The following is a 25,122-nucleotide window of genomic DNA, read 5'->3' on the forward strand; positions in this document are numbered from 1 at the left end:
CACTCCTGAAAAAAACGTTGGAACGTCCGTTGGGAATCAACTGCGCGTGATGCCCTGTTGGAGAAGCCGTTCGGCCGCATCGAAGGCCGCACGTATCACGCGGTCAGGATCGGGCCCCTGCCGATGCTCGAGCGGCACCAGTTCACCGGTGCGCAGCACCAGATCGAGACGTGCGTCGAACACGGTGTGGTTCAGCGCCGTGTCCGGCACCGTGCGTCGCGCGTCGGGCATGTCCTTCGACGCCCTCGCGTGAATGGCCTCGAGAGCGAGATGGCAACCCGAGATAGATCCGCCGAACCGTTCGAGCCTCACCAGTTGTGCGGCTGCCTCGGACTCGATTTGCGCGGATCCCGCAAATCCGAGGTAGACGATCTGCATATCAATTCCCATGCGGCCTCCGCGCGTGCTGTCCTGCTGTCGACCGTTGCTGCAGCGAAGCCACATGGGCAACGAGCCTATTGAGAGATCATCGGCACTATTGGCGCCTTGCGATTGACCTGCATCAACGGGGTGCCAGACCCGCACAGCCTGCGCGGCAGCGTGTTTGAACGCGGTAGCATTCGCGAGACGGCCTGGCCCCGGGATAGGCCGCGTGTGCTATTTTCTGGAGCCCAACGCGGCTTAACTGTTACGACCTTTCCCATGCACGACACGCATACAGAGACGCCCCTCGCCCTACCGGCACATAGCTCACCGTGGGCGCTCTTCTGCATTTTTCTGAGGCTCGGCCTGACTTCGTTCGGCGGCCCGGCGGCCCATCTCGGCTACTTTCGCGACGAGTTCGTCAGACGCCGCGGCTGGCTCGACGAACACACATTCAGCGACGTGGTCGCACTGTGCCAGTTTCTGCCGGGTCCGGGCAGCAGCCAGGTCGGCATCGCCATCGGCCGGCTGCGCGGCGGCATTGCCGGCGCGCTCGCGGCCTGGGTCGGCTTCACGCTGCCGTCAGTGCTCCTGCTCGTGGCTTTTGCATACGGCTTCACGCTTCTGTCGGATACGACCTCGCTTCATCTTCTGCGGGGGCTGAAGATCGCGGCGGTCGCGGTGGTGGTCCAGGCAGTCTGGTCGATGGGACGCATGCTCTGCCCAGACCGCACACGCGCGACGATCGCGGCGGCCTCCGCGATCACCGTGATCCTGTTCGGCGCCGGCTTCGGGCAGATCGCGTCGATCGTCGCCGCAGGGCTTGCCGGCGCTGCGCTGCTGAGTTCGTCGACCGAGGTGCCCGGTGCGCCGCCCGGCATGCCCGGGTCCAGAGCGGGCGCGCTCGCCTGCCTCGCGGCCTTCGTCCTGCTGCTGTTCGGACTGCCCGCGGCAGCCGCCTATCTTCACAGTTATCCGCTCGATCTGTTTGCGGCGTTCTACCGGGTCGGCTCGCTGGTATTCGGCGGCGGCCACGTGGTGTTGCCATTGCTGGAAGCGGTCGTCGTGCCGCATGGCTGGGTTCCCGCGAACACCTTCATGGCGGGCTACGGCGCGGCGCAGGCAGTCCCCGGCCCGCTGTTTTCGTTTGCCGCGTTTCTCGGTGCTACGAGCAATGGTCATCCGGCAGGGATCGCGGGCGCACTGATCGCCACCGTGGCGATCTTCCTGCCTTCTTTCCTGCTGGTCGGCGCGGCGTTGCCGCTTTGGGGCAAGCTGCGCGCGTTCGCGTCGATGCGCCGCGCCATGGCGGGTATCAACGCCGCCGTGGTCGGCATCCTGCTCGCCGCGTTGTACGACCCCGTGTGGACCAGCGCCGTGCATACCGCGCGCGATTTCGCGCTGGTCGTCGCGGCCCAGGTGTTGCTCGGCTGGTGGCGAGTGCCGTCGTGGGCGGTCGTGTTGATAACGGTCGCGCTCGCGTGGTGGGTCGTGTGAAGCCGGCTCCGCCCGCTTGCCGAACGTGCGCGTGGAGCCCTTATACCGCACCGGCGAGCCCCGTCGCACGGCGTTGATCCAACTCAACGAGCATGTTCCGCCGTGCGGGTATGGTTCAGCAATACGTCCACGGCCATTACCCCACGGGGAGCATCACATGAACAATTCCCACTACCCGGCCACGCAAGCGGCCGCGGATCCCGCCCGCGACGAAGCCATCGCCTCCGGACATTTCTATCTCGTCGGCGGCGGTATTGCGTCGCTGGCGGTCGCCGCCTTTCTGATTCGCGACGCCGACATACCCGGCGCCCGCATCACGATCCTCGAAGCACTCGACAAACCGGGCGGTAGCCTGGACGGCGCCGGCTCGCCACAGGAAGGCTATGTCGTGCGCGGCGGACGGATGCTCGAAAGCAAGTATCTGTGCACCTACGACCTGTTCGACTCGATCCCCACGCTGGACGGCCGCAGCAGCGTCACGAAGGAAATCTTCGACTGGAACGAAACCATCCGCACCTCGTCGAAAGCGCGATTCGTGCGCGACGGCCACCGCGAGGACACGCCGTCGTACGGACTTGCCGAAACCCATCTGCTGACGCTCGGGCGTCTGTCGATCGAACCGGAAGCCATGCTTGGCGACAGCCGGATTGCCGACCACTTCGAGCCGGATTTTTTCGAAACCAACTTCTGGTACATGTGGTGCACCACGTTCGCTTTCCAGCCGTGGCATAGCGCCGCCGAATTCAGGCGCTATCTGCTGCGTTTCGCGCACATGACGTCGGGCTTCAACCAGTTGCACGGCATCATGCGCACGGTCTACAACCAGTACGATTCGATGGTGCGGCCGCTGCGCAAATGGCTCGACGAACGCGGGGTGAGATTTCGCACCAACACGCGCGTCGTCGATCTGCATTACGACGAAAGCGGTGAACTGAACCGGGTCGCCGGCATTGTGTGCGAACAGGAAAACCGCCGTGTCGAGATTGCGGTGGGCACACAGGACAAGGTCATCGTCACGCTCGGTTCAATGACGGCAGGATCGAGCCTGGGCGGCACGAATCAACCGGCCGTGCTCAATCATGACGACAGCAGTGGCGCGTGGGCGCTGTGGAAAACCATCGCCGCGGGGCATTCCGAGTTTGGTCATCCTTCCGTCTTCGCCGATCATGTCGACGAATCCAGGTGGCTCTCCTTTACCACGACGCTGCACGATAGAACGCTGTTCCGTCTGGTCCGCGATCTGACCGGCAACGTGCCCGGCGAAGGCGGCCTGATCACCTTCCCGCAATCGAACTGGCTTGCCTCGATCGTGCTGCCTCACCAGCCGCATTTCCTGGGCCAGCCGAAAGACGTCGAGGTCTTCTGGGGCTATGGGCTGCACATCGACCGGCCGGGCAACTTCGTCAGCAAACCGATGGCGGAGTGCACCGGCCGCGAAATCATGACGGAGCTCCTCGGCCACCTGCAGATTCAGGCCGAAGCCCCGCGTATTCTCGACGACGCCATCTGCATTCCGTGCCTGATGCCGTTCATTACCAGCCAGTTCCTGCGGCGCAAGCGCGGCGACCGGCCGCAAGTGGCGCCCGAAGGCTGGGCTAATCTCGCGTTCGTCGGACAGTTTTGCGAGTTGCCGAACGACGTCGTGTTCACGGTCGAATATTCGGTACGTTCCGCGCAGACTGCTGTGTACACGCTGCTCGGCTTGAACAAGTCTGCTCCGGCGGTGTACAAAGGGCAGCACGATCCGCGCGTGCTGTATGGCGCGGTTTCCGCATTGCACAGCCGCTAGACGGCAAGGCAGGCTTCGCGCCGTGTGCCGTACGCCGAAGCTTCACGCGGCGTGCGGCGTGTGCGTCCTTAGGGGAGTGCGGATCAGGAAGTCCATGCGAGCGCTTCATAATTGACGAGATGGCGCTTCAGCACGGTCATGAAAGGCACCAGCACCGCAGCCACAGCGCCGCGGTGCACCTCGGCGGCGCGCACCTTGCATTGCGCGACCGGCGCCTTGCCGGCCAGCTCGCGCATCTCGTCAAAAGCGGCCTGACTGCCGAGGCCGCCCAGACTGCAAAAAAACGCGACATGTCTGAACTTCCACCGGTTTTCGAACAGATACGCGCGCACCGGCGCGGATACCGCGCCCGCCCAGACGGGCGTGCCTACCACTACGAGGTCGTATTGCGCGGGGTCGAGCCCTGCCGGGACGATCTCGGCGGGCCGCTTGCGCCACGAGTCGGCAAGACAGCGCACATATCCCCAGGCGCCGCGCCGTTCGGTGTAATCGCAGATTTCCTCGAGGTCGGCGGACAGCATCGTGGCAAGCGTTGAAGCGAGCGTGCGCGTGGTACCGGTACGCGAAAAGAAAACGACTAGAACACGGGCTTCAGACATGACTCGCTCCTTCCGGGAAAAACGCTCAGGCGCGCATGACGCCATACATGTCGGGAGCATAAGTGGGACCGGCCGCCAGCTCATGACGCAGGTCAAATAACGCTTTCACGCACCGCGCTGGCGGCGCCGTTGATCTGCGTCAATGAGACCGGCGCCACCGTTCATAGACTCAAGCTCACCGATTCGCGCGTCACCTTTGCGTCACCTTTTCCTCCGGAGCGACTGTCATGAGCTACAAAACCATCGTTGTTCATCTGGACACCAGCCAGCGCGCCCATCCGCGGCTCGAAATCGCGCTGCGTCTGGCCAACCAGTTCGGCGCGCATCTGATCGGCGCGTTCGCCGTATTCTCGCCGGACCCGCGTTCGCTCTACGTGATGGCCGGCACCGCGGAGTATTACCGGACGCACGAGGAGATGCGCACGGAGCGCAGCGCTGCGCTCGAACGCCTGTTTCACGCCGAATTGCGGCGCGCAGGCGTGTCGGGCGAGTGGCTCGCCATCGACGAGCCGGCCAGTCTCGCCATACCGCGCGCAGGCCGCTGCGCCGACCTGATCGTCGCCGGCCAGGACAATCCGGGGGATCCGGAATCGTATGTCGGCGACTTCTTCCCGGAAAACCTCGTTTTGTCGAGCGGTCGTCCGGTATTGCTCGCGCCTTATGCCAGCAATGAAAGATCGACAGGCAGCCGGGTGCTCGTCGCGTGGGACGGCAGCCGCGAAGCCACGCGCGCCGTGCACGACGCGCTGCCGTTCATGCAGGCGGCGACCAGCACCACCATCCTCACCGTCAACGGCGCAAACGACGGCGAAGGCAGCCGCATTCCCGGCGCGGACATCGCCGCCGTGATCGCGCGGCATGGCGTGCGCGTCGAGGTCGCCGACATCGAAACCGGGCCGGGCGGATCGGTCGGCGAGGTGCTGCTCTCGCAGGTAGCCGACAGCGGCGCCGATCTGCTGGTGATGGGCGCCTACGGCCATGCCCGCTGGCGTGAACTGGTAATGGGCGGCGCCACGCGCACGATTCTCCGCTCGATGACCGTGCCGGTACTGATGTCGCACTGAGCGCGGCAGCTACCCTTCTTATTCTGGAGTGTTCGCCATGTATAAACAGATTCTGGTTGCCGTCGACGGCAGCGAAACCTCGTCGCACGCGCTGGCTGCCGCGATCGAACTGGCGCGCGATTCGGGCGCGCGACTGCAGCCGCTCTACGTGGTGGACGTGCCGTTGATGTCCTACGACGTGCCCGGCTACGACCCGTCCTACGTGCGCGACGCGCTCGTCGAGGAAGGCAGGCACGTGCTCGCCGACGCCACCGCGCTGATGGCCAGCGCGGGCGTGCAAGGGCCGTCGCGGATGGTCGAAACCGACCTCACGGGCGACGACATCGCGCACCGCATCCAGCTCGCCGCGCAGGAATTCAATGCCGACGTCGTGGTGCTGGGCACGCATGGCCGGCGTGGTGTGCGACGGCTGGTGCTCGGCAGCGTCGCTGAACATTTTCTGCGCATCGCCACCTGTCCGGTGCTGCTGATCTCCGCGCATTGTGCGGCGCCTGCCGCAAGTCTCGCCCGGGTCACGGCCGAGCCTGTCAAGGATCCCTCATGAACTGCAAAACCCTGCTGGTGCACCTCGACGACAGCACCCACAGCGCGGCCCGGCTCGACTATGCGCTCGATCTGGCCGCCCGCCACGAAGCCCATCTGATCGGCCTCTACCTGGTTTGCGAAGATCCCGCAGGGCCGCTCTTTCTGCACGGCGAGGACATCTGGACCGCCAGCCGCGAAGCGCAACGGGATAAGAGCCTCAGGAGCGCGCACGCGGCTTTCCTCGCCGCGGCGGATCGCGCCGGACGCAGCGTCGAATGGCGCGCGCCCGACGGAGCGCCGACCGGGACCGCGATTCTGCATGCGCGCCATGCGGATCTGCTGATCCTCGGCCAGGACGACCCGGAAGACCGGGACGCATTCATCGCGCGCGATTTCGTCGAAGACGTGATCATGGGCTCGGGGCGGCCGGCAATCGTGCTGCCGTACGCGGGACCGGTGCGGCCTCAGATCGAGAATGTGATGATCGCGTGGGACGGCAGCCGGGAATGCGCGCGGGCCGCGACCGACGCGCTGCCGCTCATCCGCGGCGCCGGTTTTGTCACGATAGTGAAAGTCGAGCGTCATCCTCATTACGGCGAGCCGACCGGCATCGACGTGGCAGCCTGGTTGGCACGGCACGGCATCGAGGCTGGGTTCACGGCCATGCCGAAAGTGTCCGGCGTCGACACCGGTGCCATGCTGCTCAATACGCTGGCCAACCGCCACATCGATCTGCTGGTGCTGGGTGCCTACGGCCACGCGCGGGCGCAGGAACGGCTGCTTGGCGGCGTTACGCGCACCATGCTTCAGTCTATGACCGTGCCCGTGCTGATGTCGCATTGAGCGACACCTCGATATACCTCGATACCAGGCGGGTGCGCCGGCTCCAGGGGCAATCAGCCGGCCATCCACGCCCCGCGCCAGCCGGCGGGACTGGCATGAACCCGGCGTTTCACGGACAATGAGCGCAAACACAAACTTTCCGCGCGGTGTTTCCCCGGCCTGTGGCCGTACGAAAAACCATAGAACCACCCGGAACAGACGTGCTTGCCGTGCGCGCCGCCGTACCGACGTCGTCGGGCGGCTCGTCCGATCCTTGTCCGCAGTCATTCCAAAGAGATGCACATGCCCGTCAGCGGTAAGACGCCCCCATCGCGCAGTGCCGTTTTGCGCGAGCGAACCGGCTCACTTGCGGCACGGCCCGCAGCAGCGGCCGCTGCCGCGTTCGTCGTGACGCTCGCCGCCATGCTGAGCGCCCGGCACTGGTTCGACCCGGCGCTGCTCATTTGCGTCGCCGCCGCCCTGCTTCTGGCCACGAGCGTGTTTTTGCTGTTGCGCGCGCGGCGCGACGGCCTCTCCGCACGCGGCGAGGAAAACGCCCGGAACAGTCAGTCTGCCGTGAATGAAGCGCGCATGATGGCGATCATCCGTTCGTCGATGGAGGCGATCATCACCATCGACGAGCAGCAGCGGATCGTCATCTTCAATCCGATGGCGGAGCAGGTTTTCGGCTGCTCCTCGATGGACGCGATCGGCGCGCCGCTGGCCCGTTTTATCCCCGATCGCTTTCGGGCGGCGCATGCGCAGCATGTCGCGCAATTCGGCGTAACGGGCGTGTCGGACCGCCAGATGGGCAAACAGCGCGTGCTGGCGGGCTTGCGCGCCAACGGCGAGGAATTTCCGCTCGAAGCTTCGATTTCGCAGATCCGCGACGGCAACATCCGCCTCTATACGGTCATGCTGCGCGACATCACGGAGCGCGTCAAAGCGGAACGTGCTCAACGCCAGGCGCGTGAGGAGTTGCGCGAGCTGTCGGCCAATTTGCAGAACATCCGCGAAGACGAGAAAACGCGTATTGCGCGCGAACTGCACGATGATCTCGGCCAGCAGCTCACCGCGCTGAAAATGGACATTTCGTCGGTCGAACAGGCGCTGGACGGCGCGGCAAGCGCGCCGGTACGTGAGCAGTTGCAAGGCATGCGCCGATTGATCGACGTGACCGTGGCCTCGGTGCGCCGCATTGCGGCGGATCTGCGGCCGGTCATGCTCGACGACCTCGGCCTGATTCCCGCAATCGAGTGGCTCGCAACCGACTTCACCAACCGTTACGGCATCGACGTGGAGCGCGACATCGAGACCGGCGACGCGCGCTTCAGCCCGGCAGGCGCCACCGCGCTGTTCCGGATCGTGCAGGAAGCGCTGACTAACGTGGCGCGCCATGCCGATGCCACGCTGGTCACGCTGAGCCTGCGCGCGGGCGATCAGACCTTCGTGCTGCGCATCGCCGATAATGGCCAGGGCGTGCATCGCACGGCCGAGCCGGGCGCCAAGTCCTTCGGCCTGCTCGGCGTTCGCGAACGCGCCCACATGCTCGGCGGCGCAGTCGACATTCATACCGCGCATGGCCATGGCTTTGCGCTTACCGTCACCATTCCGGCAGAAACCGTGCAGATGCAGGAGATGCAAACATGACCCGCGTCCTGATTGCCGACGACCACGCGCTGGTGCGCGACGGTCTGCGCCATATCCTCAAGGGCGCAAGCGGCTTCGAAGTAATCGGCGAAGCAGACGATAGCGCCAGCACCGTCGCGCTGATCCGCGAGCGGCCCGCCGACGTGCTGGTGCTCGATCTGTCCATGCCCGGGCGCAACGGGGTCGAGTTGATCAAGCAGATCAAGGAGGAAAAACCCACGCTGCGTATCCTCGTGCTGACCATGCACGCCGAGCAGCAATACGCGGTGCGCGCGTTCAAGGCCGGTGCGTCCGGTTATCTGACGAAAGAAAGCGCGAGCGCCGAACTGGTGGCTGCCGTGACCAAAGTCGCGGCCGGCGGTGTCTACGTGAGCCTCGCAATGGCCGAGCGGTTCGCACAAAGCCTGAACGAACCCGTCGATCTGCTGCCGCATCAGCGTCTGTCCGATCGGGAATTCGACGTTCTGAAGCGAATTGCCGCAGGTCAGACGATCACGGAAATCGCAGTCGAGTTGTGTGTGAGCAGCAAAACCGTCAGCACCTACAAAACGCGCATCCTGGAAAAAATGCAGATGCCGCACGAGGCCGCACTCGTGCGCTATGCCATGCGACACAAACTGGTCAGCGACGAAGACGGCGACATCTAGACGAGTCCGCATCGCCTGCGCCCACGGGCCATGACGCGGGCGCAGGCGCGCTCTCTGCCGAATCCGCGCCACACGCGTCACCCTTTATCACCCAGGGGCTCTCCTGGTGCATCCTAGCCCCCTGTAGGAAACTCCCTACAAACCTTCACGCCCACCTACTCGAAGTTCATTCCGCGCCGATTTTATTTTGAGACAGCGCGGCCGATACTTCGAGCCATGAACTCAAGCCCTGAGAACCCCACCCTCCGAGTTTTTCTGGTCGACAACGCAGTATCGGTGCGGCGTCGTATGGCCACACTGCTCGGCGCGCTGGACGGCGTGGAGATTGTCGGCGAAGCCGAGGAATCCGGCGCAGCCCTCACGGGCATCGAAACTGGCGCGGCTGATCTGGTCGTGACGGAGTTGCATCTGAGTGGAGGCACCGGCATGGAATTGCTCACATCGTTGGCAAAAAAAATGCCCCATGTGATCGCAATCGTGCTGACGAACCACTCGGGCGCGTGGTTTCGGCGCGCCTGCCTGATGAGCGGTGCCCACTACTTTTTCGACAAGACCAGCGAATTTGATCTCGCGCGAAACACGATCCAGCGGATCGCCGGCGAACATCGCACGCGCGCCCTTCTACCATCCGGAGCACATCATGTCTGACGTCCTCGCCTATTCCGTCCCCGCGCCTGCAGTCGTCTTCCCGCCGATGTCGCCCGCTCCCCGGGTAGTGCCGATCGCCGTGCAGGCGCCGCGCAAGGACACACTGGGCTGCACGGCCTGCTCGATGCGCTCGATCTGCATGCCGCAAGGTCTGACGCCCACGGAACTGCAACGGATCGAAGCGCTGATCTGCCCGTCGCGCACGATCAAACAGGGCGAGACGATCTATCGCGCGAACGACTCGTTCCAGAGCATCTACGTAGTGCGCGTGGGATCGTTCAAGACCGTCGTCATGCACCGCGACGGCCGCGAACAGGTGACGGGCTTTCACCTCGCCGGCGACTCTCTCGGTCTGGACGGCGTGTGCTCCGGTCACCACAACTGCGACGCCATCGCGCTCGAAGACAGCAAGATGTGCATCATCCCGTTCCATCTGCTCGAAGCCATGTGCCGCGAGGTCAAGGCCGTCCAGCAACACGTGCACCGCATGATGGGTGGCGAGATCGTGCGCGAATCATCGCAGATGATGTTGCTCGGCACGATGTCCGCCGAGCAGCGCGTGGCGACGTTCCTCCTGAATCTGTCGGACCGCCTGAGAATGCGCGGCTATTCGCCGGCCGAGTTTTATCTGCGCATGACGCGTGAGGAAATCGGCAGCTACCTCGGCATCAAGCTCGAAACGGTGAGCCGGATGCTCTCCAAATTCCAGCGTGACGGACTGCTCGATGCACACGGCAAGAATATCCGGATTCTCGACCACGACGGTCTCGTGCGGGTTTGATTCGCGGTCGGGACCGCCGCCGGCACGCAGCGGGCGCCAGGGAAAGGCTGCCCGCGCGCTAAACGGGCTAACAGGCTAACGGACTACGAGCACTGCGGCGCCGGTTAACTTGCCATCCCGCAGATCGCTCAGCGCCCGGTTCGCATCCGTCAGCGCATAAGTTGTCGTGTCGATTTCAAGGCGCTGCCCGGTAGCAACTTGCATGAAGGCAAGTCCGTCCTCCCGTGTCAGATTGGCGACCGACACCACGTTCCGCTCACCCCACAGAAATGCATACGGGAATGACGGAATGTCGCTCATGTGAATGCCGCCGCATACTACCGTCCCTCCTTTCGCCACCGCGCGCAATGCTTGCGGAACGAGCGCTCCGACGGGCGCGAAAATCAGGGCGGCGTCCAGCTCGGCGGGAGGCGCTTCGTCGCTGCCGCCCGCCCACGCCGCGCCAAGGCGCAACGCGAGCTGCTGGGCTGCGCGATCGCCTGGGCGCGTGAATGCATACACCGTGCGCTTCTGATGACGCGCGACCTGCGCGACGATATGCGCCGCCGCGCCGAAACCGTAAATACCGATCCGCTGGGCGTCGCCCGCCATTTTCAACGTGCGATAGCCGATCAGACCCGCGCACAGCAACGGCGCCGCCTCGATATCCGGGTACTGCGCCGGCAGATGAAAGCAATACTGACTGTCGGCGACGGTGCGCTCGGCATAACCGCCGTCGATCGTATAGCCCGTGAAGCCCGGCTCGTCGCAAAGATTTTCCCGCGCCGACAGGCAGTAGCGGCAATGCCCGCAAGTGTGGCCGACCCACGGCACACCCACCCGGTCGCCGACGGCAAAGCCCGTCACACCCGCGCCGAGCCCGGCCACCGTACCGACGATCTCGTGGCCCGGAATCACGGGCTGCTTGGGATGCTCGAGCTCATGGTCAACCAGATGAAGATCGGTGCGGCACACGCCGCAGGCGTGAATCTGGATCAGGAGTTGCCCGGGACCGGGCTTCGGGTCCGGCACCTCCTGCTCACGCAACAACGCTGAGCTACCGTCGAACACCATCGCACGCATACGGTTCTCCTCAAACCTGGTAAGCCAGCGTACCTATCAAGTCCCGCCGCGGCAAGCATCGCGACAAGATACTGCAGCCACCGCCGGCTGCGCTGCGGGCAATCACTCGCAAAAGCGGAAGTAGCCGCTATGCATCAGCACAGGTTTCCCGCCGATCTCGTGGAGCAACTGCCTCGCTGCGCGTTCGATCGGATGCCGGTTCGAGTCGAACGCGGCAATCAGATCCTCCTCGCGCAGCGACGCAGCGCCGAAATGGTCTTCGAGCGCTTCGGCGGTAATCGCGCACTGCACACGTTCGCCGTCCACTTCGGCCGGAAATGCAATGACGAGATCGCGCGCACAGTACTCCGGACGTTCTTCAGGAAAATGAATTTTCATGACCGTCACCTGATTCGTTGCGCAGGGTGCGAGGCTGGACCGGTCGTGTTCGCGCGCCTACGCGCCGCGCGCCACGCTTCGGGACGGAGCGACCTATGGGTCGCCCGCCTGTCAGCAGCATAGGACCAATGCGCGCGACGTCAAATTCAGGCATTCCGTCCTGGTTGACCGAAGTCAACGGCACCCAACCTGGTCCCCGTACACTGAAGTCATCCCCCGCGCTGGAGCATATGCCGTGATTGCCTTATTCCGAAGCTGCCTGGCCGCCTGTGCGGCGTTAGCGCTGGCATCCGGCGCCGCGCGTGCCGAGCCGGAACCGACCGCGCTGGTCGATCAGCAGCACTGCATGTTTTGCCACACCCGAGATGCGCCGTTCCTCGCGCCGTCGTTCCAGCAGATCGCCGAACGCTATCGCAACGTGCCGAATGCGCAGTTCATGCTCGAGCACAAACTGCGGCTCGGCGGCAAAGCACATTGGGGCGACATGGCGATGCCGCTGCCGGGCGACCGCGGCGGCCCGTTGTCGGCGGACGATGCGCATACGCTGGTGCAATGGGTACTGAGTCAATGAACCCGCCTTCGAGACCGCGATGTGTCGCGGTCCGCTTCGCTTGAACGACGGCCGTACGTTTCGGAGAACTTTCATGCGTCTCACTGTCCACCTCGACACGTTCGATCGTGTCCATCCGATGGCATTTGCAATCCTGTGGCTCGACAAGGACGCGCGGAAATGGTCGCGTGAAGGCCATCTCGGGCTCGAACTGCCCGAATGGGGCACGCTGCACATGGATTGCGGCAATACGCTCGTATGCGGGCCGCACGATACGACGCCCGTCTGTGTGCTGGAAGGGCTCGATCTGAATGACCGCGATGGGCCGTTCGAAGGCGAAACCGGACCTGCCCAATGGTGCGCCGAACGCGGCCGCACCCTGATGACCGGCCACTGGCATGTGCAATGTATCGACAACGAACAGGTGCAGCCGGAACACGGCCTGTTCGCCTCCGACAGCGACATGTGAAACGCTGATGTCTCGACCTACGGGAGGCCATCGTCATGGGACTGACCACCGATCTGGACGGTGTCCGTCACGCGTACGGACTCTGCTTCGTGCGTGTGCCGTGGGCCTATTTCACACGCTTGCCGCTCACCGAGCAATGGGGCGACGGCTGGGAACGCGCGCCCTATGAACAGCACGCCGGCCTGCCCTACGAGGACGCGGCGCAGCAGATTCTGACAGTTGCGTTCGACGGGCCGCTGCTGCCGCCCGACGCTGGGTACGACGGTTGCGCGCGCAGCGTCAACGAAATCAACCGCGGCGACGCGCCCTGGCTGCGCACGCAGGACTTCATCAACAACGCGCCGGTGCGAATTGCCGCGGGTGTATCGCTCGAAAAATTCGTGGAACTGGTCGAACTGGCCGGCGGCCATGTGTTTGCGCCGCTCGGCTGGGGCTCGTTGCGGCTCGCGCCCGTGGAGCCGGCCGGGCCTTCCGGAGCGACAAAGTGCGGGCACCGGACGGATCTTGCATGACCGGTGCCGCGCAACGCTAATCGCTTAACTATGGCTGTCGCCGTCGGCTGTCGAATTGAGCAGCATGACAAAACACGCAACGCCGACGATCAGGGCCGCGACGCCGTAGTGAAACACCGGCGGCTCGTCGAAGAGCAAACCGCGAATCGACGCCCCGATACCTGCCAGTGCCACAAATACGGCGATTGCCGAAAAAACGATTCTATTTTCTGAGCGGACCATGATGTCCTCCATGAAGTCTGAGCGGAGTGGTGAAGACATCATCGGCCTTGCGGGCTGGTGGGGTTTGACGAGCATCAATTGCCGTGGCCGTCACGATTTCTTTGTACGCGGCAACGCTGCATTCAGGAATGGATTGAAGCTGTTCGAACGCGCCAGCGGATTGGCCTTTTTTGAGCGGTGCCGGCTGTCCGGCTGCGCGCTGCCGGACAATTGCGCAAGGAGTTCATCTGTGCCGGAATCTTCGTCCGCACTCGGTTTTTTTCTGTTTTTTGCGCGTGCCCGCTGACCGTCTTCGGCATTTGCACTTCCAGTGCGTGTCGGCACCGATACGCCGGCGATATGTTCGACGACGGTCATGAACGAGTCCGAAGGCGATTGCGGGGCCTCGCCAGGTAGCATCGTCAGCACGACGATTTCATGCAGCGAGCGGCCGTCGACGGAACGGGCATGAGGAGCGGTCTTCCAGTTGGCATCCGCTTGCGCGAACGCGCCAATGACGCGCTCCAGTACCGCTGGCGACAGCACGCCGCCGTCATACAGGCTGATGACCACACGCTCGAAAACATGAAACGGAGTCGCTGCGGCGGCTTTTGGCATGCGTTTCTACTCCTTGATGAATTCGCTGTGTTCGCTCGCAAACGGACGCCGGAACGGATGGACTTGCGCCGGCCACAACGTCCGCGCGATCTTTCCCGCGGCCCTGCCGGGAACGGCCGTTGCTCATTTCGCATGAAGATAGTCTACGCAGGCAACCACGCGACGTATTCCATGAAACAACCCGGCAACGCACGCATCGGTATTTCCGGCTGGCGCTACAAGGGATGGCGCGACAGCTTCTATCCTCACGGCCTCAAACAGGCCGCCGAATTGCAATATGCGTCCACGCTTTTCCAGACCATTGAGATCAATGGTACCCACTACAGCCTTCAGTCGCTCGACAGTTGGCGGCGCTGGTATGCCGGGACGCCTGACGATTTCGTCTTCAGCGTGAAAGGCGCGCGGTATCTGACGCACTTATTGCGTTTCCGCGACGAGAGCGCACACGTTGCAAGCGCCAACTTTTTCGCACAGGGACTCCTCGCGCTCAACGAAAAACTGGGCCCCATTCTGTGGCAATTCCCGCCCTCCTTCTCGTTCGAGCCTGCGGGCATGGAGCGTTTTTTACGCTTGCTGCCTCGCGACACCGCCGCCGCAGGTTCGTTGGCCAGGCAGCACGATGAGCGGGTCAAGACACCGCACGTCTCGATTGAACCGAAGCAGACACTGCGCCACGCCGTGGAAGTGCGCCACGCCAGTTTTCTCGACGCGGCCTTCGTCGGGATGCTCAGACACTACGATGTCGCGCTGGTGGTCTCCGACTCCACCGAAGCGTGGCCGCTGGCGGAAGACCTCACCGCCGACTTCGTCTATATCCGGCTACATGGCACCGAATCGCGATACTCCGGCGCCTACGGGGACGAAGCGTTGAACCGCTGGGCCGCCCGGATCGACGCATGGCGCCGCGGCTCACAGCCGGACGATGCGCGGCTGATCGCGCCGCATCTTCACCCTCGCACGCTTGCGAGGCGGGACGTGTACTGCTATTTCGACAACGACGCGAAAACACATGCGCCCTTCGACGCGCAGCGGTTGATGAAACGGCTCGGCGTGTAGCCGGCGCAAACGGTGATCCACGACCCGTAATCCTGGCTTTGACTACGGCGAACGCGACGGGTGCATTGTCTTCGTATTTTCAGATCGACGGGCTAGTCCGCGGCATGTCGGACCCGGCACGTTAGTTGCCTCTGAACCAATTCCCGAAATGCTATTCGCGGCTGCGGCTTGCGAGCCGACTGCGACCCGCTTTGCGTCAATCCCCAGCACGGAACACAATGAAAGATCGATCGACCGTCATCTGCATCCGCGACGGGAGGATTCTTCTCGTAGCCCGAACGCGCCTGGCGTGGCCCTCGCGGTGGTCGCTGCCGGGCGGCACAATCAAAATCTCCGAATCTCCACTGGAGGCGGCCCTCCGCGAGCTCAAAGAGGAAACATCCATCGTGCAGTCGAGGCTCGATTACCTTTTCCAGTTTGGCGGCCTCGCGAAACGGCATCATGTGTTTGTCGCGGACCTCGCGCCCGACGTGTCACCTGAGCCCTGCAACGAAATCTCGCGGTGCGACTGGTTCAGTCCAACCGAAATAGCGGCGCTGCCGGCCAGTATCCCGACTCGGGCGATCGTCGAGTTGTTCCTGAGCTGGCATGGTGCGAAGGTCATGCGAGGCGAGCAGTGCTGATGAGCGGTTTCCTGCACGTCGGACGACCGCGTAACGCGCGGCGGCGCGTACGAGGCTGCGCGTTATGGCTGTGGTATGCAGCATATGTCACGCCACGCTTTTTCAACGTTTGAAAAAATGACGCGTTAGCGGCGAGAAAGAAGTGCCGCAGTTCGCCCGCTCCCCGAGGCCTGAGCGTTCGGGCCGGCAGGTCTGCCGGCAGCATCCGCGCGGTGGTCACGCCGCGCGCCGCTTACTCGCTTACTTATGGATTTCCTTGCGCAACGTGGCCACGTCGTTGGCCGTGACAGGCTGCGCGTGGTTGCCCCACGCACTGCGAATATACGTCAGCACCAGAGCAATTTCGACGTCGGTCAGCGTGGTCGCAAAACCCGGCATGGCCTGCCTGGGTGGGCCCGTGAGCGTGGAGGGACTATTACCCCCCTCCACCAGCAGGCGAATCAGCGAAGTAGTGTCTTCCGTGAGAACGGAAGGATTACCGGCGAGCGTCGGAAATGCGTGCGTGACGCCGCTGCCATCGTCACGATGACAGCTCGCGCAAAACGACCGATACACGTAGAAGCCGACCGGGAGCGAATCGGCAATCCGATTTCCGTTCGCGGACGAGCGCGCCGCATCGCTGCCCGGCGTATAGGTGCCCGACGGCCGCTGCGCGGGCAACGATTTGAGGTAGTGGGCGATGGCTTCCAGGTCTTCATCGCTCAGATACTGCGAGCTGTCCTCGATGTGCTCGACCATGCTGCCGTAGGCGATCGCCCCCGCCCCGTGTCCAGTCTTGAGAAATGCGGCGATGTCTCCCTCGCTCATGCGGCCAAGACCTGAGCCTGCGTCGCCGGTCAGGTTGGGCGCGAACCAGTGGTCGTTCACACCGCCCGTCAGATAGTCGCGCGAAGACTCATCGTAGCCGCTCTCCTCGAAAGCGGAGCCGCGCGGCGTGTGGCAGGCGCCGCAGTGTCCGGCTCCTTGCACGAGGTAAGCACCTTGGTTCCATTGCGCGTCATGGTCCGTTTTGGGCGAGAACGGGTCGCGCGGCGCGAACGCCATTTGCCAGAATCGAAGCGCCCAGCGCTGGTTGAATGGAAACGTTACGTCCGACGGCGGCGTGGGCTTCGGCACCGCGGGCACGCCATGCATCATGAACGCGTAAAGCGCGTGGACGTCGTCATCGGAGAGCTTTGAGAACGACGTATAAGGCATGGCCGGATAAAGCCGCTTGCCGCCTCGCGCCACGCCTTTGCGCAGCGCATGTTCAAAGTCGTCATAGGTATATAGGCCGATGCCGTATCGCGGGTCGGGCGTGATGTTGCTCGACTGGATGGTGCCGAACGGCGACGCGAGGCCAAGACCGCCCGCGTAAGGGGCGCCGCCCCCGGCCGCCGTATGGCAACCGGCGCAATCGGCGGCTTTCGCGAGATATTCACCGCGAGCCAGCGTCGCCGCGGCCACGCTGCTCGCGGACCGTTTCTCCGGTGGCGCCGGCGTGCGGGAGTCGGGCCGGCCGCCGGCCTGATCGGCCTCGCCCGTTGCGTTGGCGTGGTTTCCCAATGTGCTGATCCACCCGACAACGCATACGCAGAGGACGGCCAGAACGGCAGACGTGAATGTCTTGAGGCTGCGGTTGTTCCGGCTGTGCTTCATTGCGCGGCGTCCTTCACACTGGCCGCCCGTCGCGTGAAAAGCGGCGAACGGTCGCCGCGAGCAAGCCAGCGGGCCGCCACCACAAGCCCGCCAGCCAAGTAGGCGGCGGCACCCGGAACCCACATGATGAGCCCGCCGAGTTGCTGGTCCTGTAGCGGATCGACGCCCAGCGCGCTGCACGTCTCGACGTACGACGGATACCACAAGCCGGGCGAAAGCGTGATCAATGCGCCGAGCGCGCTGGTGTGCACCATCGTCGTGAAGAGCGAGAGCATGGCGTGGCCGCCCGACTGCCGCCGCGCGCCGTCGCCGAATACGGTCCACCAGAAAAGCAGTGCACTCACCAGGAAACTCGCGTGCTGCAACGTGTGTATGAACGGATGCGCGAGCGCGGCCTCGAACAGCGTTGGTGCGTGCCATGCCCATAGCGCGGCGGCGTGCAGCAGCCAGGCGGTCAGCGGTGCGGTCAGCGTCCGCCACGCATGCGCGACGGCCGGCGTTCGCACCGCGCGTGCGACCTGGAGCCGCGCGGCGCGCGGCAACGCCCAGATCCAGACGCCGAGCGGGCGGCCGAGCACGCACAACGGGGCCGCGATCAGCATCATCGATTCGTGCTGCACCATGTGCGCGGAAAACAGCGCGCCACTTAACGTATCGAGCGGCGACATCAACGCAATCACGAGCGTGGCCCAACCGGCAACGAATGCCGCCAGCCACAGCCGGCGCGCCCGCGCCGCCCGCCCGAGCCTGCCGCCGCGACGCTGCAAACGGATGTAGCCCGCCACGTACGCGAGCGCGCTCACCGCCATCAACGCGATCACCCAAGCCTCAAAGCTCCAGCCGAACGAAGGCGCCGAGCGCTCGGCGTCGCTCAAAACATGGGCACGCGCAAGCGGGCATCCGGTCAGCAGGAGCGTCAAGGCGGCGCGTTCGGCAAGTGTCTTCATCGGCAAGGCGGGAGAACCCATTGCGGAAACCACATCGCGAGTTGAACGACCGCGCTGAGGGCGCCGACAACCATCGCCATCAGCGCGAAAAAAGCGCCGCGCGACGCCCGCGACGCGTAAGCCGGAGCGTCCGCATGCCCCTGCGCGCGCCAGCTCGCCCAGCCAAGCCACGACGACAGCACGCAGAATCCGAACGCCAGCGCGCTCACCAGATGAAGCGGCCAGACCGCACCCGTCCCGCAGACCAGCCGGATCAGCGCGTAATTGATGCTTTGCGTGGCGAGCACCACCGTGGGCGCCGCGAGCAGACCGAGCCAGATATTCATGGTCGCGCTCCATGCTCTACAGGTGCATGCGCGGCGCGAGATACAGCACCGCATAGATAGGCAGCCAGCTCAGTACGACGAAGTACCAGTAAATCGCGTTCTCGCTCGTATCCAGAAGCCGTTTGCCCTCGAAAGGTCCGGTAAACAGCAGCGCGGCGAGCACGGCCGTGTCCACTGTGTCCGTGATCAGATGCGTGGTATGCAAGCCCAGCAGCAACCAGACGATGGAGCCATACGCGTTCGCGTACCACATGACGTTCAACGCGGCGAACTCGAAACCGCGAACGACCAGAAACGCCACCGCGAACGCCAGGCACACGCTCAGCCATATTCGGGCTCCGACACGATCGCCACGTTCCGCCGCGCGCTTCGCCAGTTGATTCGGCCACAGGCTCGCCAGCAGAATCACCGTGTTGACCGTGCCCCACAGCAAGCCAGGCGGCGGCGCATGCATCGGCCACGCTGCATTCACGCCGCGCAAATAGAAGTACATGGCGACTGCGATCGCGAACACCGTCCCTTCGATCGCCATGAGCCCCGCAGTTGCCCACCACATCAAACTGCGATGACTGAAGCCGAAGCTTGGGAGCTGGCGCACTTCGAGTGTCGAAGCCGCCTGCGCCGTGTCGCTTTCGCCCGGTTCGAGCAGTTTCACTCGCGGCCCCTCGCCCGCATCGGCGGGTACGTCGCCGGTCCGGCGTGACACCTCGTCATCCCAGGGCAAGCGCTCCAGCGCCCGCGCGATCGCATTGTTGCCGCGCCTCGGCCAGAACCACGCGACCATCGCCACGCCGACCGGCACGCTGCCCCACCACACGGCTGTCGGCGTGAAGATCGAGCCGATGAAGAAGACCGTTGTCGCGACGGCGCTGAGAAACGGCCAGATGGAAGGCGTCGGGAAAAGCGGCCGGGTTTCCGGCATCGCGTCGAGCGCGCTCGTGGTCAGCACTTCGCGCGCGCCCGCCGCGAGACCGGAGACTGTCGCCGGCTGCCGTACCGGTTCCCATAACGGATCACGTCCATGCACCACGGGCAACACGTCGAAATTGTGCGGCGGTGGCGGGCTCGGCACACTCCATTCGAGCGTGCTCGCGCCCCACGGGTCGGCCGGCGAGCGCTCGCCATGCCCGCGGCTCTTCAGCACGTTCACGAGAAACAGCAATACGCCGGCGCCCATCGTGTAAGCGCCCAGCGTCGCGCTCATATTCATCGGCCCCCAGCCGAGACCCTGCGGATAGGTCCAGATGCGCCGCGTCATGCCATGCAGGCCGAGCCAGTGCATCGGAAAAAAGGTGACGTTAAAGCCAATGAAGAAGAGCCAGAAATGCCAGCGCGCAAGCCGCTCGCCGAGCAGGCGACCGGTGACTTTCGGAAACCAGTAGTAGAAAGCGCCGAACAGCGGAAACACCGCGCCGCCGATCAGCACGTAATGCAGATGTGCGACGACGAAATAAGTGTCGTGCACCTGAAGATCGAGCGCGACCGAACCGAGCATGATGCCGGTCATACCGCCCAGCACCAGAACGAAGAAGAACGCCAACACGAAAAGCAGCGGCGCCTTCAGTTGAAGACGGCCAGTCAGCAGCGTCGCCAGCCAGCAATAAATCTGCACGCCCGAGGGCACCGCGATCAGCACGCTTGCCGCCGTGAAAAAACTCTTGCCCAGTTCGGGGACCGTGGTGGCGAACATATGGTGCACCCATAAGCCGAAGGCGAGAAACGCGGTCGCGATCAGCGACAGCACCATCGCCGGATAGCCGACCACCGGGCGCCGTGCGAAGGTCTGAATGATCGACGACATGAACCCGAGTGCGGGAATGAAAATGAGGTACACCTCCGGGTGGCCGAAGAACCAGAACAGGTGCTGCCACAACAGCACGTCGCCGCCGAGCGCCGGGTTGTAGAACTGGGTGCCCACCAGCCGGTCGAGAATCAACGCCGTGCTTGCCAGCATGATCGACGGCATCGCAAAGAGAATCATGAACTGCGTGACGAGCGTCGCCCATGCGAAGAGCGGCAGCCGGTTGAGCGACATGCCGGGCGCACGCATCTTCAGAATGGTCGTGATGAGGATCACCGCTTCGAGCAAAGCGGCAAGCTCGGTGAAGGTGATCATCTGGGCCCAGATGTCCGTGCCTTTGCCGGTTGCGTAGTCGGGGCCGGCGAGCGGCACGTAGCTGAACCATCCCGCTCGCGGTGCGGCCCCGAGCGCGAAGGCGACGTACAGCGTCAGCCCGCCGAACAGAAAAACCCAGTACGCGTAGGCGTTCATGCGCGGGAACGCCACGCTGCGCGCGCCGATCATCAAGGGAATCAGGTAGCTCGCAACCGCCTGCATCATCGGCACGGCGAACAGGAACATCATGGTCGTGCCATGCAGGGTGAAAAGTTCGTCGTACAGATCAGGTCCAACCAGACGGTTGCCTGGGCGTGCGAGCTGCGTGCGCATGACGAGCGCGAGCAAGCCGGCCAGCAGGAAAAAAACGAAGGTGGTGACGATGAAACGGCGCGCAATGGTCTTGTGATTCACGGCGGAGAACCAGCCGACGAATCCGGCCGGATCGCTCCAGGTTTCGGCGAGCATGGCACGTGTCCCGGCGGGCGCATCCGGTCCGTCCTTCACCAGCAGGTCGGAACGCTGGCGGGGGGAATTGTCGGGCGCCGTCATCGTAGTGTGGCGAGCCAGCTGACCAGCGCCTGAAGATCGGGCGCAGATAACGGAACGGCCGGCATGGTGGTGCCGGGCTTGGTCGCGCCGGGATCGCGGATCCAGTCGGCGAGATTGCCCGGCGTGTTGGCGAGCACGCCCGAAGCGATCGTCTGACGGCTCATCAGATGCGTGAGGTCCGGTCCCACGGTTCCGCGCGCCGACGTGCCGCGCACGCTATGGCAGTTCGCGCAACTCGACTGCTCGAAGATTTGCAGCCCACGCTGCACGGTCGTCATGTCCGCGGCGGCTGAAGCGGGCGCGGCTTGCCGCGCGGCCCATGATTCGTAATCGGCGGGCGCTTGCGCGAACACCAGCATCGCCATCAACGCATGTTCGGCGCCGCAAAATTCGGCGCATTGTCCGCGGTAGACGCCCGGTTTATCGGCACGGAATTCGATCGTCGAATCGATGCCCGGCAGCATGTCTTTCTTGCCGTGCAGATTGGGCACCCAGAAACTGTGGATCACGTCGCTCGCCTTCAGCGACACGATCACGGGCCGTCCCACCGGAACGTGCAACTCGTTGGCGGTCGCGAAGCCGGGATGCCCGGCGTCGCCGGGATAATCCGCCTTCCACCACCACTGCTCGCCCGTCACCTGAATGTGCAAGGCATTGCCGACCGGCAGGCGGGACAGCGCGCGGTCCGTCAACACGTCTGCTACCACGAGTCCAAGCAGCAAAACCACGGACACCATGCTTGCCAGCACGATCGCGCTCTGCGCACGGCGCTCGTGCGGCATCTGCCCGTCGGCCGCATGACGGTCGGGGCCGCCGGAACGGCGCATCAGCGCGATCAGCACGGCGGCAAGCACCGCGGCGAACACCACGCCGCACACGATCAACGTGACATGCCACAGCCCGAGGATGTACGCGGCCTGAATGCCGGCCGGATGAAGCGCGTCTTGCGGCGCGACGATCTCCGCGTGCCCGGTGCGTGCAAACAGCGCAAGACCGCCTCCGGGCATTCCGATACGCATGAGACGGCTTCGGATTAGTGGCGCATGCAGGTGAGCAGTCATTCGATGGAACTCGACTCGCAGACGCCCTGCGTGAGCATTTTCCGTTCCTGTCCCACGCTCCAGGGGAAAACGATCGCGCCTGGCGTAAGCGGATTACCTCATGCCGGACAAGCTCTGCATGCGGACAAGCGCGTCATCGGCACGCTCCGGCGCCGCTTCGAGCCCGAAGACGCCCCCTGAAGTGCCGAACGCTATTGACGCAACGCCTCCAGCGCCGCGCTCAGATCCTCCAGCGCGTAAGGCTTTCGCAGTGACTTCCAGACGAAGTCCAACCCCGGTACGTCCGGCATCTCACGGCCGGACGCGAACACCACTCGCAGCTCGGGCCGCAACCCCACAGCCTTTTGCGCCAGTTCTATGCCCGGCATGGCAGGCATCGTAAGGTCCGCAATCAGAATGTCGAACGATCCGGTTTTCAGCCAGTTCAGCGCCTGTTCCGGCGAATCGGTCATCGCAGGCTCGTGGCCCAGCATTTTCAGCAGGGCGCCGATGGCCTCGGTGGACTCGGGATCGTCGTCCACCAGCAGAACGCGCAGGGCGGCGGCGCCATCGCTTCGCGCGGCCGGCTCCTGCGCGTCGAGGCGGGTAGGCTCGGTGAACGGCCCAAGCAGCTGCCGGATCTTGTAAGCCAGCTGTTCACGCGAGTAGGGCTTGCTCAGCAGTTCCACGCCCGGATCCAGCCGGCCGCCGTGAACTATCGCATTTTGCGTGTAGCCCGATGTAAAAAGCACCTTCAGGCGTGGCAGGAACTGAAGCGCCTGCGCGGCCATGTCGGGACTGCGGAGCGGACCCGGCATGACGACGTCGGTGAACACCAGGTCGATATGGACTCCGCTGCGGATTACGGCCAGCGCCTGCTCCGCGTCGTCCGCTTTCAGCACGCTATAGCCGAGACCCGACAACGTGTCGACCACCGTCGACTGCACCTTGCGGTCGTCTTCGACAACAAGGACCGTCTCCGCGCCCCTCAGCAACGTGACGCTGGTCCGCTGGGGCGGTTCGACTGCTGTTCCCATGGACCGGGCAAGATAAATCTTGACGGTCGTACCGTGCCCGACCTCGCTGTACAGGCGGATGTGGCCGCCGCTCTGTTTCACGAAGCCATACGCCGTGCTCAGTCCAAGGCCGGTGCCCCGACCTTCCGGCTTGGTGGTAAAAAATGGATCGAAGGCTCGCTGCAACACATCGGCAGGCATGCCCGTACCGGTATCGGTTACCGCAAGCAGCACGTACTGGCCCGGCGGCACGTCGGGCAGCCCCGCGACGTAATGATCGTCGAGCATCGCGTTGGATAGTTCGATGGTCAGCTTGCCACCCTCCGGCATCGCGTCGCGCGCGTTGATCGCCAGGTTTAGCAGCACGTTTTCGAGCTGGTGAATGTCGATGAGCGTGTTCCACAAGCCGCCGGCCACGACGGTTTCGACCTCCACGGTCTCGCCGAGCGCGCGGCGCAGCAGGTCGTCCATGCCCCGTATGGCGGGCGCCAGATTGATCACGACCGGTTGCAGCGGCTGCTGGCGTCCGAACGAAAGGAGTTGCGACGCCAGCTTCGCGCCCCGTTCCACGGCGTCGATCGCCTTTTCGAGCCGCTCGCGGGTCCATCCGTCGCGGCCGTGCCGGTGTTCCAGCAGTTCGAGATTGCCCCGCAGCACCTGCAGCACATTGTTGAAGTCATGCGCGACGCCGCCGGTGAGCTTGCCGATCGCCTCCATTTTCTGCGACTGGAAGAGTGCCGCGCGGGTTTCTTCCAGAAGCCGCGCGGCTTCCGCGCGCTCGGTGATGTCGCGGGTAATCTTGGCGAATCCCGCCAGCGTGCCGTCGTCGTCGCGGATCGCGTCGATCACGACGTGTGCGAGGAAGCGCTCACCATTGCGCTTGACGCGCCAGCCTTCGGCCTCGAAACGGCCCTCGCGCGCCGCGACTGCGAGGCCGTACTGAGGCAACCCGGCCGCGGCGTCTTCGGGGGTGTAGAAGCGCGAAAAATGTGAACCAATGACTTCTTCCGCCGCGTAGCCCTTGATCCGTCGCGCGCCCGGGTTCCAGTTGGTAATGATGCCCTCCGGCGAGAGCATATAGATCGCGTAGTCCGTCACACCATGAACCAGCATACGAAAATGCCGTTCACTTTCGAGAACCGCGTCGTGCGCGGTCTTCTTGTCGGTCATGTCCCGCACGATCTTCGCGAAGCCTGTAATGCGACCATCCTCCGCGCGCAAGGTGGTCGTCACCATGCTCGCCCAGAAGACGGTGCCGTCCTTGCGCACTCTCCATCCTTCGGTGTCGTAGCGATTGGTCCGCCGCGCGGTCTCCAGACCTGCCGCGGGCAGCCCCCTCGAGCGGTCTTCCTCTGTGTAGAGGATGTCCAGCGGCTGGCCGAGAACCTCGTCACGCCGGTATCCGTAAATGGCTTCTCCGCCGGGATTCCAGCTCTGGATCCGGCCGTCCGGTGAGAGTGCAAAGATCGCGTAATCGGAGACGGATTCCACCCACCTGACTGACCAGTTCGAGTCGAGCCCATCGAACAGGGGCGAATTCATCATGGCGTTCCTTTCTCCCAGAGTTGCTCGTCAGTGAACGCGAAGCAAGCGCCTGATCGTAATCGTCGCACTATACCGCGAGAGACTTTGC

26 protein-coding genes are annotated in these 25,122 nt (G+C 64.1%); 14 read left to right on the top strand and 12 right to left on the bottom strand.

Going from position 1 to position 25,122, the window contains the following annotated elements; genetic code table 11:
• Window positions 1-36 precede the first annotated feature (36 nt).
• The gene (locus tag PDMSB3_RS11520; RefSeq protein ID WP_007181508.1) at window positions 37-390 is read right to left on the bottom strand and encodes a hypothetical protein; all 354 of its coding nucleotides are present in this window, start codon (window positions 388-390) and stop codon (window positions 37-39) included.
• A 252-nt stretch (window positions 391-642) separates the two neighbouring features.
• On the opposite strand from PDMSB3_RS11520, the gene chrA reads away from it, so the two are divergent.
• Window positions 643-1,860 carry a chromate efflux transporter gene (gene chrA, locus PDMSB3_RS11525; protein WP_007181507.1) on the top strand — a complete coding sequence of 406 codons (1,218 nt, stop codon included), beginning with the start codon at window positions 643-645 and terminating at the stop codon, window positions 1,858-1,860.
• A gap of 157 nt (window positions 1,861-2,017) precedes the next feature.
• On the top strand, window positions 2,018-3,649 hold the full coding sequence (locus PDMSB3_RS11530; RefSeq protein WP_165186206.1) for an oleate hydratase: 1,632 nt from the start codon (window positions 2,018-2,020) through the stop codon (window positions 3,647-3,649).
• A gap of 83 nt (window positions 3,650-3,732) precedes the next feature.
• On the opposite strand, the gene PDMSB3_RS11535 is transcribed toward PDMSB3_RS11530, so the two are convergent.
• Window positions 3,733-4,248 carry a flavodoxin family protein gene (locus PDMSB3_RS11535; protein WP_007181505.1) on the bottom strand — a complete coding sequence of 172 codons (516 nt, stop codon included), beginning with the start codon at window positions 4,246-4,248 and terminating at the stop codon, window positions 3,733-3,735.
• 227 nt (window positions 4,249-4,475) lie between these two features.
• Here PDMSB3_RS11535 and PDMSB3_RS11540 point away from each other — a divergent pair, with 227 nt between their 5' ends.
• The 7 genes from PDMSB3_RS11540 to PDMSB3_RS11570 all read left to right on the top strand — a co-directional run bounded on the left by PDMSB3_RS11540 (window position 4,476) and on the right by PDMSB3_RS11570 (window position 10,385).
• Entirely contained in the window at window positions 4,476-5,312 is an 837-nt protein-coding gene (locus PDMSB3_RS11540) for a universal stress protein (protein WP_007181504.1), read from the top strand.
• A gap of 37 nt (window positions 5,313-5,349) precedes the next feature.
• The gene (locus PDMSB3_RS11545) at window positions 5,350-5,856 is read left to right on the top strand and encodes a universal stress protein (protein WP_007181503.1); all 507 of its coding nucleotides are present in this window, start codon (window positions 5,350-5,352) and stop codon (window positions 5,854-5,856) included.
• A complete protein-coding gene (locus PDMSB3_RS11550; RefSeq protein ID WP_165186209.1) occupies window positions 5,853-6,680 on the top strand; it encodes a universal stress protein in 828 nt (275 codons plus the stop codon). Before PDMSB3_RS11545 ends, PDMSB3_RS11550 begins: the two co-directional genes overlap by 4 nt.
• Window positions 6,681-6,962: 282 nt before the next feature.
• On the top strand, window positions 6,963-8,309 hold the full coding sequence (locus PDMSB3_RS11555; protein WP_007181501.1) for a PAS domain-containing sensor histidine kinase: 1,347 nt from the start codon (window positions 6,963-6,965) through the stop codon (window positions 8,307-8,309).
• On the top strand, window positions 8,306-8,956 hold the full coding sequence (locus PDMSB3_RS11560; RefSeq protein ID WP_007181500.1) for a response regulator: 651 nt from the start codon (window positions 8,306-8,308) through the stop codon (window positions 8,954-8,956). Before PDMSB3_RS11555 ends, PDMSB3_RS11560 begins: the two co-directional genes overlap by 4 nt.
• 216 nt (window positions 8,957-9,172) lie before the next feature.
• Entirely contained in the window at window positions 9,173-9,604 is a 432-nt protein-coding gene (locus PDMSB3_RS11565; protein ID WP_007181499.1) for a response regulator, read from the top strand.
• On the top strand, window positions 9,597-10,385 hold the full coding sequence (locus PDMSB3_RS11570; protein ID WP_007181498.1) for a helix-turn-helix domain-containing protein: 789 nt from the start codon (window positions 9,597-9,599) through the stop codon (window positions 10,383-10,385). The genes PDMSB3_RS11565 and PDMSB3_RS11570 overlap by 8 nt, the downstream gene beginning before the upstream one ends.
• A 75-nt stretch (window positions 10,386-10,460) precedes the next feature.
• On the opposite strand, the gene PDMSB3_RS11575 is transcribed toward PDMSB3_RS11570, so the two are convergent.
• Together PDMSB3_RS11575 and PDMSB3_RS11580 are read right to left on the bottom strand one after the other, a co-directional pair.
• Window positions 10,461-11,447 carry a zinc-dependent alcohol dehydrogenase family protein gene (locus PDMSB3_RS11575; protein WP_165186212.1) on the bottom strand — a complete coding sequence of 329 codons (987 nt, stop codon included), beginning with the start codon at window positions 11,445-11,447 and terminating at the stop codon, window positions 10,461-10,463.
• A 102-nt stretch (window positions 11,448-11,549) separates the two neighbouring features.
• A complete protein-coding gene (locus tag PDMSB3_RS11580; protein WP_085954203.1) occupies window positions 11,550-11,834 on the bottom strand; it encodes a DUF1488 family protein in 285 nt (94 codons plus the stop codon).
• Between the two features lie 226 nt (window positions 11,835-12,060).
• Here PDMSB3_RS11580 and PDMSB3_RS11585 point away from each other — a divergent pair, with 226 nt between their 5' ends.
• The 3 genes from PDMSB3_RS11585 to PDMSB3_RS11595 all read left to right on the top strand — a co-directional run bounded on the left by PDMSB3_RS11585 (window position 12,061) and on the right by PDMSB3_RS11595 (window position 13,356).
• Window positions 12,061-12,396 (top strand): c-type cytochrome, encoded by a 336-nt coding sequence (locus tag PDMSB3_RS11585; RefSeq protein ID WP_007181495.1) that lies wholly within the window; start codon window positions 12,061-12,063, stop codon window positions 12,394-12,396.
• Window positions 12,397-12,469: 73 nt separating this feature from the next.
• The gene (locus PDMSB3_RS11590; protein WP_007181494.1) at window positions 12,470-12,844 is read left to right on the top strand and encodes a DUF3564 domain-containing protein; all 375 of its coding nucleotides are present in this window, start codon (window positions 12,470-12,472) and stop codon (window positions 12,842-12,844) included.
• Window positions 12,845-12,879: 35 nt separating this feature from the next.
• Entirely contained in the window at window positions 12,880-13,356 is a 477-nt protein-coding gene (locus PDMSB3_RS11595; RefSeq protein ID WP_007181493.1) for a hypothetical protein, read from the top strand.
• 24 nt (window positions 13,357-13,380) lie between these two features.
• On the opposite strand, the gene PDMSB3_RS11600 is transcribed toward PDMSB3_RS11595, so the two are convergent.
• On the bottom strand, window positions 13,381-13,653 hold the full coding sequence (locus PDMSB3_RS11600) for a DUF2964 domain-containing protein (RefSeq protein WP_405044867.1): 273 nt from the start codon (window positions 13,651-13,653) through the stop codon (window positions 13,381-13,383).
• 15 nt (window positions 13,654-13,668) lie between these two features.
• Window positions 13,669-14,175 (bottom strand): hypothetical protein, encoded by a 507-nt coding sequence (locus tag PDMSB3_RS38425; protein ID WP_232064181.1) that lies wholly within the window; start codon window positions 14,173-14,175, stop codon window positions 13,669-13,671.
• Window positions 14,176-14,346: 171 nt separating this feature from the next.
• On the opposite strand from PDMSB3_RS38425, the gene PDMSB3_RS11610 reads away from it, so the two are divergent.
• A complete protein-coding gene (locus PDMSB3_RS11610) occupies window positions 14,347-15,231 on the top strand; it encodes a DUF72 domain-containing protein (protein WP_035518575.1) in 885 nt (294 codons plus the stop codon).
• Between the two features lie 218 nt (window positions 15,232-15,449).
• Entirely contained in the window at window positions 15,450-15,854 is a 405-nt protein-coding gene (locus PDMSB3_RS11615; protein ID WP_051059009.1) for an NUDIX hydrolase, read from the top strand.
• Between the two features lie 240 nt (window positions 15,855-16,094).
• Here the strand turns inward: PDMSB3_RS11615 and PDMSB3_RS11620 are convergent, their stop codons facing one another.
• The 6 genes from PDMSB3_RS11620 to PDMSB3_RS11645 form a co-directional block, all read right to left on the bottom strand.
• Entirely contained in the window at window positions 16,095-17,492 is a 1,398-nt protein-coding gene (locus PDMSB3_RS11620; protein ID WP_007181488.1) for a c-type cytochrome, read from the bottom strand.
• Window positions 17,489-18,439, bottom strand: a complete 951-nt coding sequence (locus PDMSB3_RS11625) for a cytochrome c oxidase assembly protein (protein ID WP_007181487.1) — start codon at window positions 18,437-18,439, stop codon at window positions 17,489-17,491. The genes PDMSB3_RS11620 and PDMSB3_RS11625 overlap by 4 nt, the downstream gene beginning before the upstream one ends.
• On the bottom strand, window positions 18,436-18,765 hold the full coding sequence (locus PDMSB3_RS11630) for a hypothetical protein (RefSeq protein ID WP_007181486.1): 330 nt from the start codon (window positions 18,763-18,765) through the stop codon (window positions 18,436-18,438). Before PDMSB3_RS11630 ends, PDMSB3_RS11625 begins: the two co-directional genes overlap by 4 nt.
• 16 nt (window positions 18,766-18,781) lie before the next feature.
• The gene (gene ctaD, locus PDMSB3_RS11635; RefSeq protein ID WP_165186217.1) at window positions 18,782-21,433 is read right to left on the bottom strand and encodes a cytochrome c oxidase subunit I; all 2,652 of its coding nucleotides are present in this window, start codon (window positions 21,431-21,433) and stop codon (window positions 18,782-18,784) included.
• Window positions 21,430-22,440, bottom strand: coding sequence for a cytochrome c oxidase subunit II (gene coxB / locus PDMSB3_RS11640; RefSeq protein WP_165187463.1), 1,011 nt, complete (start codon window positions 22,438-22,440; stop codon window positions 21,430-21,432). Before coxB ends, ctaD begins: the two co-directional genes overlap by 4 nt.
• A 245-nt stretch (window positions 22,441-22,685) precedes the next feature.
• Window positions 22,686-25,034, bottom strand: coding sequence for a hybrid sensor histidine kinase/response regulator (locus PDMSB3_RS11645; protein ID WP_165186219.1), 2,349 nt, complete (start codon window positions 25,032-25,034; stop codon window positions 22,686-22,688).
• Window positions 25,035-25,122 lie beyond the last annotated feature (88 nt).

Source organism: Paraburkholderia dioscoreae (assembly GCF_902459535.1).
In the GTDB taxonomy this organism is placed as follows: Bacteria; Pseudomonadota; Gammaproteobacteria; order Burkholderiales; family Burkholderiaceae; genus Paraburkholderia; species Paraburkholderia dioscoreae.